Source organism: Marinobacter sp. Arc7-DN-1 (assembly GCF_003441595.1).
GTDB classification, from domain to species: domain Bacteria; phylum Pseudomonadota; class Gammaproteobacteria; order Pseudomonadales; family Oleiphilaceae; genus Marinobacter; species Marinobacter metalliresistant.
This window is the reverse complement of record NZ_CP031848.1, coordinates 3,643,889-3,658,303: the sequence shown is the minus strand read 5'-3', so window position 1 is coordinate 3,658,303 and position 14,415 is coordinate 3,643,889. Positions and strand designations below refer to the sequence as shown.

Annotated in this window: 13 protein-coding genes, 1 tRNA gene and 1 pseudogene; 2 read left to right on the top strand and 13 right to left on the bottom strand. The window is 58.6% G+C overall.

What is annotated here, in order from left to right; translation table 11 throughout:
• Window positions 1-22 precede the first annotated feature (22 nt).
• Window positions 23-901 carry an SDR family oxidoreductase gene (locus D0851_RS17215; RefSeq protein WP_117619724.1) on the bottom strand — a complete coding sequence of 293 codons (879 nt, stop codon included), beginning with the start codon at window positions 899-901 and terminating at the stop codon, window positions 23-25.
• 151 nt (window positions 902-1,052) lie between these two features.
• Here D0851_RS17215 and D0851_RS17210 point away from each other — a divergent pair, with 151 nt between their 5' ends.
• Entirely contained in the window at window positions 1,053-1,409 is a 357-nt protein-coding gene (locus D0851_RS17210; protein ID WP_117619723.1) for a hypothetical protein, read from the top strand.
• 17 nt (window positions 1,410-1,426) lie between these two features.
• Here the strand turns inward: D0851_RS17210 and alr are convergent, their stop codons facing one another.
• From alr to rnr, 8 genes are all read right to left on the bottom strand, one after another.
• Window positions 1,427-2,503: an alanine racemase gene (gene alr / locus D0851_RS17205; RefSeq protein WP_117619722.1), complete on the bottom strand. Its 1,077-nt coding sequence runs from the start codon at window positions 2,501-2,503 to the stop codon at window positions 1,427-1,429.
• On the bottom strand, window positions 2,503-3,909 hold the full coding sequence (gene dnaB / locus D0851_RS17200) for a replicative DNA helicase (protein ID WP_117619721.1): 1,407 nt from the start codon (window positions 3,907-3,909) through the stop codon (window positions 2,503-2,505). The genes alr and dnaB overlap by 1 nt, the downstream gene beginning before the upstream one ends.
• Before the next feature lie 231 nt (window positions 3,910-4,140).
• Entirely contained in the window at window positions 4,141-4,587 is a 447-nt protein-coding gene (gene rplI, locus D0851_RS17195) for a 50S ribosomal protein L9 (RefSeq protein ID WP_117619720.1), read from the bottom strand.
• Window positions 4,588-4,607: 20 nt separating this feature from the next.
• The gene (locus D0851_RS17190; RefSeq protein WP_117619719.1) at window positions 4,608-5,474 is read right to left on the bottom strand and encodes a hypothetical protein; all 867 of its coding nucleotides are present in this window, start codon (window positions 5,472-5,474) and stop codon (window positions 4,608-4,610) included.
• A gap of 26 nt (window positions 5,475-5,500) precedes the next feature.
• Entirely contained in the window at window positions 5,501-5,731 is a 231-nt protein-coding gene (rpsR, locus tag D0851_RS17185) for a 30S ribosomal protein S18 (protein WP_007154918.1), read from the bottom strand.
• A 25-nt stretch (window positions 5,732-5,756) separates the two neighbouring features.
• Complete coding sequence (gene rpsF, locus D0851_RS17180) at window positions 5,757-6,173, bottom strand: 30S ribosomal protein S6 (RefSeq protein WP_117619718.1); 417 nt, start codon at window positions 6,171-6,173, stop codon at window positions 5,757-5,759.
• Between the two features lie 246 nt (window positions 6,174-6,419).
• Window positions 6,420-7,157 carry a 23S rRNA (guanosine(2251)-2'-O)-methyltransferase RlmB gene (gene rlmB / locus D0851_RS17175; protein ID WP_117619717.1) on the bottom strand — a complete coding sequence of 246 codons (738 nt, stop codon included), beginning with the start codon at window positions 7,155-7,157 and terminating at the stop codon, window positions 6,420-6,422.
• Window positions 7,158-7,172: 15 nt separating this feature from the next.
• Window positions 7,173-9,716, bottom strand: a complete 2,544-nt coding sequence (rnr, locus tag D0851_RS17170; RefSeq protein WP_117619716.1) for a ribonuclease R — start codon at window positions 9,714-9,716, stop codon at window positions 7,173-7,175.
• Window positions 9,717-9,972: 256 nt separating this feature from the next.
• On the opposite strand from rnr, the gene D0851_RS17165 reads away from it, so the two are divergent.
• A tRNA-Leu gene (locus tag D0851_RS17165) sits at window positions 9,973-10,059 on the top strand.
• 114 nt (window positions 10,060-10,173) lie between these two features.
• Here D0851_RS17165 and D0851_RS20950 read toward each other — a convergent pair.
• From D0851_RS20950 to D0851_RS17145, 4 genes and pseudogenes are all read right to left on the bottom strand, one after another.
• Window positions 10,174-10,399, bottom strand: a pseudogene (locus tag D0851_RS20950) (hypothetical protein); the annotation flags it as partial.
• Window positions 10,400-10,402: 3 nt separating this feature from the next.
• Window positions 10,403-12,286 carry a hypothetical protein gene (locus D0851_RS17155; RefSeq protein ID WP_117619715.1) on the bottom strand — a complete coding sequence of 628 codons (1,884 nt, stop codon included), beginning with the start codon at window positions 12,284-12,286 and terminating at the stop codon, window positions 10,403-10,405.
• 151 nt (window positions 12,287-12,437) lie between these two features.
• On the bottom strand, window positions 12,438-13,577 hold the full coding sequence (locus D0851_RS17150; RefSeq protein WP_117619714.1) for an acyl-CoA dehydrogenase family protein: 1,140 nt from the start codon (window positions 13,575-13,577) through the stop codon (window positions 12,438-12,440).
• Window positions 13,578-13,724: 147 nt separating this feature from the next.
• Window positions 13,725-14,372, bottom strand: coding sequence for a flavin prenyltransferase UbiX (locus D0851_RS17145; protein ID WP_117619713.1), 648 nt, complete (start codon window positions 14,370-14,372; stop codon window positions 13,725-13,727).
• Window positions 14,373-14,415: the final 43 nt, after the last annotated feature.

Genomic DNA, 14,415 nt, shown 5'->3' with positions numbered 1-14,415 from the left:
CAAAGCAGAGCCCGCCCGGGAGTTATCCGGCGGGCTCGCCGGTCACTTCCCTGCCATTGGTCTGTTTCAGCATCGACAGCTCATCCACCAACCCGGAGCGCCAGGGCAGCTGCTTGATACCGAAAGTATTTCGGATCTTGGTGCAGATCAGTGTGGTGTTCACTGGCTCAAGATGTCCCCAGCCGGGCACCTCATCGACTACCCGGATACCCTCGGGAATACCCGGAAGCCCGGCGATCGCGAGCCCAAGCTCGTACAGGTTGATTTCCTCGGCACCGGCATACTGATAGGTGCCCCATACTTCGGCACCGCAATCGATCTGAAGCACCATTGCCGTTATCACCCGCGCAAGATCACGAACCGCAACAGGCTGGCCGCGGCACCGCCCGGGCAGTGACAGAGTCTCGCCTGCCGCAGTACTGACCTGCATCTTCCGGATGAACCGCGCCAGGCTCCAGCCGGTTCGCAGAATAATGTGTCTCGGCAGCAGCGTGCGCAACGCCTGCTCGCACTCCCACTGCCAGTTACCCAGTTCGTTGACCGGCTGGCCCGGGTTGGAGGTGATGTAGCCGCTTTGCTTTCGGCCATCGAAGACATAGCATGAGGACAGCTGGAGCAGCGCCATACCACGACCATGGGCAAACCCGGCCATTGCTACCGGCAATGAAAATGCCGCCATGCGGGCTCCCTCAGGATCCTTTTCGGCGACTTCAGGGTTCGCCATCCAGAGCGCATTTATGATCAGGTCGGTATCCTCGGGAATCCAGTTTTCCAGGGCGTCCAGATCTGCATTGGCGGGGTCACTGACGAGCAACGGACTGACGTGCAGGTGCGTTTCCCGCAGGCGCTCCAGCAAAATCTTCCCCAAAGGGCCGTAATCGTGAACAACAAGTACATGCACGCGGGTTCAATGCCTCCGGATATCACTGATGTGACGGTAGTTCCGAACCGGTCTGGCCAATGGCTTACGATTTCCGGTCCCTACACTATGACGCAGTCTGAATTTAATTCTTTGCTTTCCCTTTCAAGAGCATACAACAACAGGAACTGTCATGCTGAAGCAACAGAGTCACATTGTGGCGCCGATCCCCGACGGGCTGCGAACCCGTGCCCTGTATACCGTCGGCGAACTTCGCGAACGAGGCAGGGCCGACAAGGAAGCGATCGACAAACTCTTCAACCTGATCGTGGAGATGACCGAAGAAGGTCTGGATTTCTTTTTCCTTGAGCCGCTTCGGCGACTGCACGCGAGCAGCATGATGATGGGCATGGCAAAAATGGGCATCGGCAGCATGCTCAAGGGAAGCAAAATGGTCGTTCACAAGGTTCTGAAAAAACTCGACGACCGAAGCCTGGCTGCCATTCTCGACTTCATCGAGGAAATTATTCACGAGCCGGAGCAGGCCTGACGGCCAGCCGGGCAAAATCACCGGTATTGCCGCCCAACCCGTGCGGTGATACCGGTCAGAAGTTCGTAGGATATGGTGCCGGCGCAGGCAGCCACCTCGTCAACACCCACGGTTCTGCCCCACAGCTCCACACTGTCCCCTTCTCTGGCCTCCGGTGCTCCGGTCAGATCGACAGCCAGCATGTCCATGGACACCCGGCCAATGAGCCGGATTCGCCGACCATTGATGGCAGCGGGCGTATTCGTCCCTGCGTGTCTTGGGTAGCCATCACCATAACCGACGGCCACCATACCCATCCGGGTGTCCTGGTCAGCCACCCAGCCGGCACCATAGCCGACGGATTCCCCGGCACGCACAACACGGGTGCTGATTAACGGCGCTTCCAGCGACATGACCGGTTCAAGGCCGAGCTCCGGGCCGGTCTTGCCAATCACCGGAGAACCGCCATAAAGCATGATGCCGGGTCGGCTCCAGTCATACAGGGGCTGGCCGGCAAGAAAATGGGCGGCCGAGTTACCAACGCTTTTCATTAATCCGGGCCAGGACGCAGTTGCCTGCTCAAAGACCGACGTTTGATCGGCAGTCATGGTGTTTTCGGCATCGTCGGCGCAGGCAAAATGGGTCACAAAACCCAGCAGCCTTTCACTGGCCTTCATGGCTTCCAGCCGAATCATCACCCCGCCCAGCTCGCCTGGATGAAACCCCAGCCGGTTCATACCGCTGTTAACCTTCAGCCAGAACGCCGGCCGTTGATCCGACAGCTCCAGCCACGCCAGTTGCTGGACACTGTGAAGTACCGGCTCGAAATCCTGCTGCGCACAGTCGGCCAGATCCTCACCGGCGTGGACACCCTGAAGCAGCACAACCGGCTGTTCCAGGCCACTCGCACGAATGGCCACAGCCTCTTCCAGACAGGCTACCGCGAATTTCGGTACCAGGCTGTTCAGGGCCGACGCCACCGGACCAATGCCATGACCATAGCCATCAGCCTTTACCACGGCCATCACCTGTGCACCGCCGGCACGCCGGCAGGCAGTCTGGTAATTCCGGCGAAGTGCCTCAAGGTCTATCCGGGCGACCGTGCTCCTCGGCATTAATACTCTCCGCCGTAGTCGCTGTAATCGCCGTGGGCCAGGTCCTCGAATTTGGTGTACTTGCCGATAAACGCCAGGCGAATGGTGCCTATGGGGCCGTTCCTCTGCTTGCCGATGATAATCTCGGCGATACCCTTGTCCGACGTATCCTCGTTGTACACTTCATCCCGGTATACGAACATGATCACGTCGGCATCCTGTTCAATCGCGCCGGATTCACGCAGATCCGAGTTAACCGGGCGTTTGTTGGGCCGCTGCTCAAGACTCCGGTTGAGCTGGGACAGGGCAACCACTGGGCAACTCAGCTCCTTGGCAATCCCCTTCAGGGACCGGGATATTTCTGAAATTTCCGCCGTCCGGCCCTCGGTGTTACCAGGCACCCGCATCAGCTGCAGGTAGTCGACCATGATCAGGCCAATCCTGCCACCGTTCTCCCGGGCGATACGTCGGGCCCGGGAGCGCAGCTCGGTGGGGCTAAGGCCCGGCGTATCATCAATATAAAGCGGTTTGTCCTTGAGCAGGCTGACCGCGGACGTCAGGCGAGGCCAGTCGTCTTCTTCCAGTTTGCCGCCCCTGACCTTGGTCTGGTCGATACGCCCGAGTGAAGAGAGCATACGCATGGCCAGCGCATCTGCCGGCATCTCCATACTGAACACCAGAACCGGCGTGCCGGTGCTGATCAGCGCATTTTCAACAATGTTCATGGCGAAGGTGGTCTTACCCATCGAAGGACGACCGGCCACAATAATCAGATCCGAAGGCTGCATTCCCGAGGTCTGCTCATCCAGGTCCTTGAAGCCGGTGGTCAAACCGGTGGTTTGCTCACCGGATTCAAACAGCTCCTCGATCCGGCTCAGGGTCTTGGCCAGAATCGGGTTGATTGCCTGGGGCCCGGACCCTTCCTTGACCCGCGCTTCGGCAATCTGGAACACGTTCCGTTCGGCCTCATCCAGAATTTCGTTGCTGTTCCGGCCCTGAGGGTTGAACGCGGAATCGGAGATTTTGCCGGAAACCTCCACCAGTTGCCGCAGGACAGAGCGTTCCCGAACAATATTGGCGTAGGCCTGGATGTTGGCCGCTCCCGGCGTCTTTTCCGCCAGTTCGGCCAGATAGGACAGCCCCCCGGCATCTTCAATATCCCCTGCCCGCTCCAGAAACTCGGCGAGGGTCACCACATCCAATGGCTCGCTTTCACTGGCGAGGCGCTCCACGGCGCCAAAGATTAGCCGGTGATCCTGCCGGTAGAAATCGCCAGCCGAGATGATCTCGGAAATCTCATCGAACCGGCGGTTGTCCAGCATCAGGCCACCCAATACCGCCTGCTCTGCCTCAACAGAGTGGGGAGGGACCTTGATGCGACTGGTTTCGAGATCGGTACTCGCGGGCTTCAGATTGGGCTTGGCCATGAAAACATCTTCAGTTGGATGTCAAAACCACGACAGTTTAAGCGACCTGCCGCTGCAATGGGAGAGGGTTACCAGACCGTAACAGCATACCAGAAAGCAGCAGGCCCGAAAGCCGCAAGATGCGGTTCGGGCCTGTTGGGCAGGCCGGTCGATGCCTTCGAAAAGACAGCGCCGGCCACCAGCGTATTACCAAGGCCGGGGAACCCCGGCTCCGCTTTCAGGAAAAACGGTTTACTCGGCAACAATCGCCAGCTTGATGGTGACTTCGACGTCCGAGTGCAGCTGAAGCTCAATCTCGTATTCGCCGGTCACACGCAGCGGGCCTTCCGGCAGACGAACTTCGCTCTTCTCAACGTCGGTGCCACCGGCAGTGATTGCGTCAGCAATGTCACGCACACCGATAGAGCCGAACAGCTTGCCTTCTTCACCAGCTTTGGAGCTGACGGTGAAGGAAGCACCTTCCAGAGCCTCGGCACGGGCCTGGGCAGCAGACAGCTTCTCGGCAGCCGCTTTCTCAAGCTCGGCACGACGCTCCTCGAACGCCTTCAGGTTTGCTTCCGAGGCAGGTACAGCCTTGCCATACGGAAGCAGGAAATTACGACCGTAACCGGCCTTGACCTTTACCTTGTCACCCAGGGAGCCAAGGTTTGCAACTTTCTCGAGCAGAATAACTTCCATCTCGTTAACCTCTTCGTGCTTTATTCAGCCGGCCCGGCAGGTTTTATACGCCTCCGGATATCCAGCCAGCTATCCACAAAAGCCAGAACCACTAACAGAATCATCAGGCTTGGGCCCAACAGAACCAGTGCTATATAAAACAGCGCCAGCCACTGCCCACTCAGCTTTTTCAAACCAACAATACCGTGAACCAGCGCCAGGCTCGCCAAAAACAGCGGCGTTCCCGCGGCCCAGGCCAGCAGCATGGCGTTCAGACCGAGAAACGGACCCACCACCATGGTTACCGCACACAACACCGCAATCGGCGGAGACAGCCTCAGACCATGGAATTCCTTGCGGAATCCGCCGGGGTTATAAAGCCCCGCCTGCCAGGAGCGCGCCAGCATGGTCATGCCCACACCTGTTGCCAGGTAGGTGCCTGCCATGCTCGCGTTCATGGTGTCCCGAATCACTCTCTCAAGGTCATCCCCGAGACTCTTCGCAATTTCGGCGTTGTACTGTTGGTAAAAGCTCACCCCGGTCTGGACCAGATCATCCAGCAGGCCGGGATAGATCACAGGCAACATCAGGCCTGTGACGATTCCGAGAAAACTCCCTCCGAGAAGGGCCTTCTCCCAGGACTGCGTGGTTCGGATAAGCGCCGCCATCAGCATCACCTGAAGCAGTACCGCCAGAGCCGTCGGGTCTTGCCCGAAAATGCTCCAGCCGAGTGCCGGTAGCAATGCCCAGAGCCCGATGTTGAGCCCCTGACTGATGCCGAGCCTGAGAATAACCAGGCCGACAACGGCTGCGCCAATCCAGAACAGCAGGGGTATGGCAGTGGTTACTGCTGCTACCCCGCCCGCCTGCAGGGGACCGCGCATTACATACTGTGCAAGTGCACGCATGGTCCCAAGTCCCGTGTCTCTGTTACTTAGTTATCGTGGCTGTCCGAGTACGGCAGCAGTGCCAGGTAGCGGGCGCGCTTGATAGCGGTAGCCAGCTGACGCTGATAACGTGCTTTGGTGCCGGTGATGCGGCTGGGCACGATTTTGCCGGTTTCAGTGATGTAGCCTTTCAGGGTGTCCAGATCCTTGTAATCGATCTCTTTAACACCCTCTGCCGTGAAGCGGCAGAACTTACGACGCCTGAAAAAACGAGCCATAACTTAACTCCTCAACTCCGGTTAATTACTCTTCTTCGTCCTGGGTTTCAGCCCGCTGACGTGGCTCGTCAGATTCGGCTGAACGACGCGGGCGATCATCGCCGCCACGACGGTCTTCACGGGACTCGGAAGCTTTCATCGGGGACAGGTCCGTATCAGCACCATCGCGGCGCAGGATCATGTCGCGGATGATGGCATCGTTGAAACGGAAGTTGTGAGTCAGCTCGTCCATCGCTGCCTGTGAACATTCAACGTTCATCAGTACGTAGTGAGCCTTGTGAATCTTGTTGATCGGGTAAGCCAGGTGACGACGGCCCCAATCTTCCAGGCGATGTACCGTACCGCCATCTTCAGTGATGACGCTGGTATAACGCTCGATCATCGCGGGCACCTGCTCGCTCTGATCCGGATGTACCATAAAAACGATTTCGTAGTGACGCATGAGTTCTCCCTACGGTTTAAACAGCTTCCTTTTTACCGGCCAGATTGAAAAATTCGCGACCGGCAAACATGAAAGCAAGGAGTTGACAGCCTGAGCTGCCGGTTTCTTTTTGCTTTATCAATAAGGCTTTGCAAGAAAGGCTTGATCAAAAGCGAGACCTTGCACTGCCATCATTCAGGCAATACAAAACCGCCCCTTCGAAAAGGGGTGACGTATTCTAGGCGGGTGAGCCCCGGTGTGCAAGGGTTAACCAAGTCGCTGGCGCAGAGCTTCGTATAGGCAAACACCCGTAGCCACCGACACGTTGAGGCTGTCCACATGGCCCAGCATTGGAATGTTGATCAGCTGATCGCAGTGCTCACGGGTTAAACGTCGCATTCCCTTGCCTTCAGCACCCATCACCAGCGCCACCGGGCCCTTGAAATCTGCCTGGTACAACGTTGCATCCGCCTCACCGGCGGTGCCAATCAGCCAGACACCCTGCTCCTGAAGGCCCCGCAGGAAACGGGCGAGATTAGTCACCCGCACGAACGGCACCGTCTCTGCGGCACCACACGCAACCTTACGAGCCACCGGAGTCAGTGAGGCAGACTTGTCTTTCGGCACAATCACCGCCTGAATACCCACGGCATCGGCCGTACGCATGCAAGCGCCAAGATTGTGGGGGTCGGTTACCCCGTCAAGCACCAGCAGGAATGGCGCCTTGTCACTGCCAGCCAGCTGCGCCAGAAGATCATCTTCCGTCCACTCCCGGCTTTCACTGACCTCTGCCACAATGCCCTGGTGTACACCGGCAACCCGCTCGTCGAGCTCCCTTCGATGCACCACTTTCCAGCGCACACCCAGCGTATCCAGCGCATCGGTAATGCTCTTGACCCGCTTGTCCTGCCGGCCGGTCTGAATCCAGACCTGCTCCAATCGTTCAGGCTCACGCTTGAGAACTGCCTCAACCGTGTGCCAGCCAAACACAAACTCTCCGGACACTGATTCTGTTCCCTGTTACTTACCTGAATTACGGGGCTTGCGCTGCTTGTTGGCGCCGGAGGACTTACCCGACGCTTTGCCGGACTTTTTCTTTGTCGCCTCTTTTGCCGCTTCCGCGACCAGCTGCTCCCTGGCACTGGAGGGCTTGCCACCTTTTTTGGGGCTCGCACTCTCCGGCTTTTTCTGGCCACGGGAACCTGAAGACGTACCGCCTTTCTTGCGGCCGCCCCGGTCTCCCTTACCCTTTTCACCGCGCTTGCCGCCCTTGCCGGGGCCCTCACGCTTGGAAACGTCCAGAGCATCCCGGTCGGCCTGGCGCCGCTTCGGAGTACTGATCAGTTCCAGATCAATCTTGCGATCCTCCATCCCCACGCGGACAACCCGCACGCGGACTTCATCGCCCAGACGGAAGCTCACCGCGGTGCGCTCGCCAATCAGGCGATGCTTGGCCGCATCGTGATGGAAATAGTCACCACTGAGGGTGGAAACGTGAACCAGCCCCTCGATGTAGATGCCCGACAGATTCACAAAGAAGCCAAACGGCACCACGGCAGCAATAATGCCATCGTACTCTTCGCCTTCATGGTCCTTGAGGAACTCGCACTTCAGCCAGGCCATGACATCCCGGGTGGCATCGTCCGCCCGACGCTCGGTCATGGACACGTGCTCGCCGAGCCGCTCCATGCTGGCATAATCGTAAGGGTATTCAGCGAGCTCGGGATCCGTAACCGGTGGGGTTACGATATCTTTCTTCACTTCAGGATTGTGAATACGGGACTTGATCGCCCGATGCACGATCAGATCCGGATAGCGACGGATCGGCGAGGTAAAATGGGTATAGCTGGCAAACCCGAGGCCGAAGTGACCGCTTTGTTCCGGGCTGTAGACCGCCTGGCTGAGCGAGCGCAACATGACCATCTGGATCACATTGGCATCCGGCCGGTCGGCCACTTCGGCCAGCAGAGCCTGGTAATCGGCAGAGCTTGGCTTGTCTCCACCACCCAGTTGCAAACCCAGCTCACCCAGAAACAGGCGAAGGGCATTCAGTCGCTCTTCAGAGGGCCCGTCATGCACCCGATAAAGTGCCGGCATTTCGTGTTTCTTGAGGAAACGGGCCGTAGCTACATTGGCGCACAGCATGCACTCTTCCACAATCTTGTGCGCATCGTTGCGTTGCACCGGCACGATTTCCTCAATCTTGCGCTCGGCATCAAACACAATTTTCGTTTCGGTGGTCTCAAAATCGATAGCACCACGCTCAGTACGCGCCCGCCGAAGCAACTTATACAAGTCGTACAGGTTATGGAGATGCGGCAGAAGATCCGCGTACTGGGCCGCCAGCCGGAAGCCCTGCTCGGTATCCGGCCGCTCCAGCATGTCGCTGGCCTTGTTGTAGGTCAGCCGGGCGTGGCTGCGCATCACCGCCTGATAAAAGGTATAGCCACTGATGTTGCCGGCCGCACTGATGGTCATGTCGGCCACCATACACAGGCGATCAACATCGGGATTCAGGGAGCACAGGCCATTGGAGAGTTTCTCCGGCAGCATCGGCACCACATGGTCCGGGAAGTACACCGAGTTGCCCCGGCGAATGGCCTCTTCATCGAGCGGAGACTCAGGCCGTACATAGTGGGACACGTCGGCAATCGCCACCACCAGGCGATAACCACCACGGGGACGGGGTTCGCAGTAGATCGCGTCGTCAAAGTCCCGGGCACTCTCATCGTCAATGGTGACCAGCCGCATATTGCGGATGTCCACCCGGTTTGCCTTGTCTTTTTCGGCAACCTCAGCGGGAATCGATGCGGCCTGCTCACCCACTGCAGGCGGCCAGCTGTGGGGAATATCGTAGGAACGGATGGCGACATCAATTTCCATTCCCGGCGCCATGTGCTCGCCGAGAATCTCGATCACCCTGCCGGTTGGCTGGGTGCGAATTGTGGGCTGACGCAGAATTTCCACCACCACGTACTGGCCGTGATATGCCTCGCCAGCATGCTCCTCCGGTATCAATACCTCGTGGTTGATCCGGGCATTTTCCGGTACAACAAAGGCGATACCACTTTCCTTGAAGAATCGACCAACCGTCTGCTCGGTACGATGCTCCAGCACCTCAACAATGACACCCTCCCGGCGACCGCGGTCATCGACCCGGTCAACCCGGGCGGCAACCCGGTCACCATGAAATACCTGGCGCATCTGGCGCGCTGTCAGGAACAGATCGGAGCCACCATCGTCCGGCACCAGAAAGCCGAAGCCATCCTTGTGGCCGATGACCCTGCCCGTTACCAGATCGGCTTCTTCGATAGGGAGGTAGGCGCCACGGCGGTTACAGATCAGCTGGCCATCCCGGCACATGGCAATCAGGCGCCGACGGAGGGCTTCGATACCTTCCGGCGAGTTCTGTCCAAGCTCGGAACACAATGTTTCATGTGTTGCGGGAGCCCCGCGATCCTTAAGATGCGAGAGGATAAATTCCCGGCTTTGAATAGGGTTATCGTATTTTTGGGCCTCACGACTGGCGTGAGGATCCCGGTCTTTCTTATTTCTGGAAACCATTCGGATCCTTGCTTTACTTCTGTACCAAAACGGCACAGTCTGGATTCATTTGCAACGGAGTATAACGTTGGGATGTAGCTCCTGCCTATCAACCTGCCGTGAATAGGCATAAATACCTGCCATTCTTTTTGCAAAAAAACGTTTGACAGCCCCGGCGGGAATTATTAAAGTACGCGCCATCGGTTGAGAGACAAACCTCAACGCTGGCAGAAACGTCTAGTTTTCAATAAGCTAACGATAATTCTGCAAATCACCTGCCGAGGTGGTGAAATTGGTAGACACGCTAGCTTCAGGTGCTAGTGGGGGCAACCCCGTGGAGGTTCAAGTCCTCTCCTCGGCACCATCTCTTCCCTCAAGAGATGCGAATCAATTACCTCCCTGTTAAATTCAGCAACTTCATCGCCACCCTGGCGTTTCTCTGGTTTTACACCCGACGGCATAGCTACTGAAACCACGACACGAGTAGTGCCGATGCAATGAAACCAATTACGGTGCCTGAGAAAGCCCCTGCCAACTGGTGACCACTAATATCACGGCTGCCAGAGCCGGGCTAATGAGGTTTTCCAGGTCATACGCAAGGCGGGAAAGAGACAATTGATGGCCATAGCCGTGCCCAAGACCTGGCCGGCATTATTACCCGCCAGGTCAAACGCCATGAGGCTGAGAGCAACGGTTGACAGGCCCGGTCAGTCCAGCAGCGTTAACAGGTATGCCGACAGCCTCTGGTAACCGTATTCCACTCTCGCATAGGCCGACACTGGCAATCCGTCGAATTCGCGGCCACATTCACCGCCGCCGCTATAACGCTTGAGGTAGGCATTACGGATAAGACCCGGCTGCTCCGGATAGAAGCCGGCAGCGTCCGCCGCGGCATAGTTCATTACCCACTCGAAACCGCGGTCTCCAGTCACCCGGCTGAGATCGGAAAGAGCCGGATCCATAAAGCCATAGCGCAACAGCCGGAGGTTTGAGTTTTCAGCCCCGGAAAGCGCCCGGGTATCGAACTCAAGCATCAGACCTGAAAAGCCGGCAGGCTGGGGCTCATAGCCAGAAAACTCATACGCCTGACGACCCGTCACAACCTGACTGGCTCCTGCCGCGTCGTCCTGAACACGACAACTGTCAATGCCGGAAGCAAAAACAACCGCCTCCCGTTCGCTACCATTCTGCGAAATCCGGTAACCCGGGAACACCTGTGGTGCATTGGCGGTTTCCGGAACGAGCCTGCGGGTCATTCCGCCGGCATACTCGGCAACAAGCTCCACCAGATCCCCACCCTCAATGGTCCAGCTGTAGACAACCTCCGGGTTGCCCCCCAGCTCGGTTGAGCCGGCAGAAACGCCTTCATGGTCATGGCAGGTGGTACCGGCCTCAAAATAAATCCGCTGGTTGTCCCAGTCGAAGGTCAATCGCTCATCGACACCCTCGGCATCATAGTTGATACGGCTCTGCTCTGAGAGCGCGACTGACGGTAACCACTGGCTCTCCAGATCCGCCATCCGGCCGCTTACACTGACCAGCCTTGCCAGTTCCCGCATGGACGGCGCAAGGCATCCGTTCGCCGACACCGACAAAAGCCGCCCGCCCTCACTGTAATCAAAGGTAAGCTCAGCGGAGATCAGGAGACTGGAGCGGCTCGCCGGCAGGTTACCCTGGCTGGCGGGCTCGGCATAGATTTTCTGGCTCGTGAGCAGGACCGGATCACTGAGCTCGACACTGACCTCGGGGAGCTCAAGGGCATCGACGTCAATATTCCCGTAGCCCCCTTGTTCGGCCGCATCGACCACGGCGATGACAGCTTCGGCATTTTGAACCAGTGACAGACCCAGCAGAAACACTGCCTCCTTGCTGAGAAAGCGCTCCGTGCCATCACTGCCCGCCATCGCCAGCAGATCGTTATAGGCGGCGGGGATCTGGCTGGCCATGAACCTTGCCAGGGCGCGGGCGTAGGCGTGGGAGCGGTCATCCCCAACGAGGATGTAATCCCGCACCAGGTTCAGACCCGCCAGACTGGCCGCCGCTCCGGCCGGATTCTCAAGAAAGGAGCCCAGACCCGCCACACCCCGATAGTGCGCCAGGGTCGTCAGTGGCGTGACGTTCCGGACCCCCGGAGGCGCCGACATTATGTAAGCGCTGGCCACCGGGACCTCTCCGTTGCGGGTCTCCTCAAGGGTTTTGTCTGGCAGGGCCACGGCATACAGCGGATAGTTTCGCGGATCGAGATCCGGGCCTACCGCCGGGTCCAGCGCGAGTCCGGAAATATCCATTGTGAACCGGCCACCAGGGCCGCTCATGGCGGTTGGCTCACCGGAATCAAGGGTAACGTCCTGACCGTTCTCCAGCTCTATAACAAGGGGCCCCGGAGTGTACTGGCTGTCACCATCCATATCCAGCCAGACCCGGGCGTTGTTCAGGTAGCCGTCGATAACCTTGCCCGTGTAGGGAACCGGCTCGCTGTACTCCACCCCATCGAAATCCCGACCATCCACGGGCAGCTCGTCGGATTCCTTGCCGCAACCGGCCAGGACGAGGGAGAAAGCAGTAACAGACAGGCAAATGAGGCGTTTCATCGCGGCAACCGTTTATCCTTGTCAGAGGTTGTGCCGCTACTTTAGGGGATGTGCTTGCCGGAGACCTTGACCGGCTTGGCAATTTGTAAAGTTTGGTAACCGACTGGCCCCGGAGGCGCAAACACTCCGGGGCCAGAGATCCGTGTCCTGCTCAGAATGAGCGGGCGACAATTTCCTTCATGATCTCGTTGGTGCCGGCATAGATGCGCTGCACCCGTGAATCGGCCCAGGCGCGGGCAATCGGGTACTCCCACATATAGCCGTAGCCGCCGTGAAGCTGGACACACTCGTCCATCACCTTGCATTGCAGGTCGGTGGTGAGCTGTTTGAGCATCGCCGCCGTCGGAATGTCGAGCTTCTTCTCCAGGTGCAGTTCCAGACAACGATCCGTGAACACCCTGGCCGCGGTGATTTCCGCTTTCATTTCCGCCATCTTGAACCGGGTATTCTGGAACGAGATCACCGGCTTGCCAAAGGCATTCCGCTCTTTGACGTAATCCAGGGTCCACTGCCAGGCCGCCTCGGCTGCCGCAACGGCACTGAGAGCCACCTGCAGACGCTCTGCCGCCAGCTCCTGCATCAGCTGGAAAAAGCCCTGACCTTCGCCCGGGCCGATCAGGTTCTTCGCAGGCACTTTCACATCCTGGAAGAACAGTTCGGAGGTGTCCTGGGCTTTCATGCCCACCTTGTTAAGGTTCTGACCCTTTTCGAAACCTTGCCACGCGGTTTCCACCATGAACAGGCTGATGCCCTTGGCGCCTTCCCCGGGATCGGTTTTGGCAACAACAATGACCACATCGGCCAGCTGGCCATTGGTGATGAAGGTTTTCGAGCCGTTCAGGAGGTAGTGATCGCCGTTTTTGACCGCCGTGGTTTTCACGCCCTGCAGATCCGAGCCGGCACCGGGCTCGGTCATGGCAATGGCACCGATCATCTCACCGCTGGCCAGTTTGGGCAGGTAATGGCTTTTCAGCTCGTCGGAGCCGTAGTTCAGCACGTAAGGCGCGACAATGTCGGAGTGCAGGCCCCAGCCAATTCCGGTCAGGCCCGCTCTCGCCACTTCTTCAATCAGCACCGCACTGTACCGGAAGTCCGCGCCCACGCCGCCGAACTCTTCCGGCAGGCACGGGCAGAGGAATCCCAGCTCGCCGGCTTTCTGCCAGAGCTCGCGGCTGACCTGGCCGTCCTTCTCCCACTGGTCATGGTAAGGCACGGCTTCCTGCTCCAGGAACTTGCGGACGGAATCGCGGAAGCCTTCAAGATCGGCGTCGAAGAGAGTGCGTGGAATCATGGTGAACCTCGGTGAATAACCTGTGTTGTGATTGTCGTTCACCAAGTCTCTGCCCGGAGGTCCGTTTGCTCAATGATGAAAAGCATCAATCGGGCTGGCCAAAACCATCGTGGGGAGCTTCGGATTAACTCTGAACCACCTCTGGCCTCAGCTGTTGCGCTTGTCCTCGGCGTGGGCTTCGCCCCAGCGGGGCATCAGGTCCTGGGGAAGGTTCAGATGGTCAAGGATGCGGGCGACAATAAAGTCCACCAGATCCCCGACGGATTGCGGCTTGTGATAGAACCCGGGGCTGGCCGGCATGATCACTGCCCCCATGCGGGTCAGCTTCAGCATGTTCTCCAGGTGCACCTCCGAGAAAGGCGCCTCCCGGGGCACGAGGATGAGGGGGCGCCGCTCTTTCAGGGCAACATCACCGGCCCGCTCTATCAGGTTGTTGCTGGCCCCGGTCGCCAGGGCCGAGAGCGTGCCGGTGCTGCAGGGGCAAATCACCAAAGGGGCCCTTTCACCAGAGCCGGAGGCCGGCGGTGCAAACCAGTCTTCCCGGCCAAACACCAGGACCTGGCCGGGCTCGGCACTGGCGTAGGCAGACAGTGTATCCTGCATGGCGGGCGGCGTTCCCGGCAGCTTCAGGTCGGTTTCCGTGGCAATGACCACCTGGGCAGCACGGCTGATCATCACGTTCACCCGGCAACCGGCCGACACCAGGCACCGCAACAGCCGCAATCCGTACTGGGCGCCCGAAGCACCCGTGAACGCCAGATTAACGGTAGATACCCGGGCTTGGTCATTGGTCATGGATAGCGCCACCAGTCAGTAAAACAGAGTCGCCGGCATTGCC

What these genes read in the sequence shown, in the direction of transcription:
- D0851_RS17210 (WP_117619723.1), top strand. Translation starts at nt 1,053, where the DNA reads ATGCTGAAGCAACAGAGTCACATTGTGGCGCCGATCCCCGACGGGCTG.
- alr (WP_117619722.1), bottom strand. Translation starts at nt 2,503, where the DNA reads ATGCCGAGGAGCACGGTCGCCCGGATAGACCTTGAGGCACTTCGCCGG.
- dnaB (WP_117619721.1), bottom strand. Translation starts at nt 3,909, where the DNA reads ATGGCCAAGCCCAATCTGAAGCCCGCGAGTACCGATCTCGAAACCAGT.
- rplI (WP_117619720.1), bottom strand. Translation starts at nt 4,587, where the DNA reads ATGGAAGTTATTCTGCTCGAGAAAGTTGCAAACCTTGGCTCCCTGGGT.
- D0851_RS17190 (WP_117619719.1), bottom strand. Translation starts at nt 5,474, where the DNA reads ATGCGTGCACTTGCACAGTATGTAATGCGCGGTCCCCTGCAGGCGGGC.
- rpsR (WP_007154918.1), bottom strand. Translation starts at nt 5,731, where the DNA reads ATGGCTCGTTTTTTCAGGCGTCGTAAGTTCTGCCGCTTCACGGCAGAG.
- rpsF (WP_117619718.1), bottom strand. Translation starts at nt 6,173, where the DNA reads ATGCGTCACTACGAAATCGTTTTTATGGTACATCCGGATCAGAGCGAG.
- rnr (WP_117619716.1), bottom strand. Translation starts at nt 9,716, where the DNA reads ATGGTTTCCAGAAATAAGAAAGACCGGGATCCTCACGCCAGTCGTGAG.
- D0851_RS17155 (WP_117619715.1), bottom strand. Translation starts at nt 12,286, where the DNA reads ATGAAACGCCTCATTTGCCTGTCTGTTACTGCTTTCTCCCTCGTCCTG.
- D0851_RS17150 (WP_117619714.1), bottom strand. Translation starts at nt 13,577, where the DNA reads ATGATTCCACGCACTCTCTTCGACGCCGATCTTGAAGGCTTCCGCGAT.
- D0851_RS17145 (WP_117619713.1), bottom strand. Translation starts at nt 14,372, where the DNA reads ATGACCAATGACCAAGCCCGGGTATCTACCGTTAATCTGGCGTTCACG.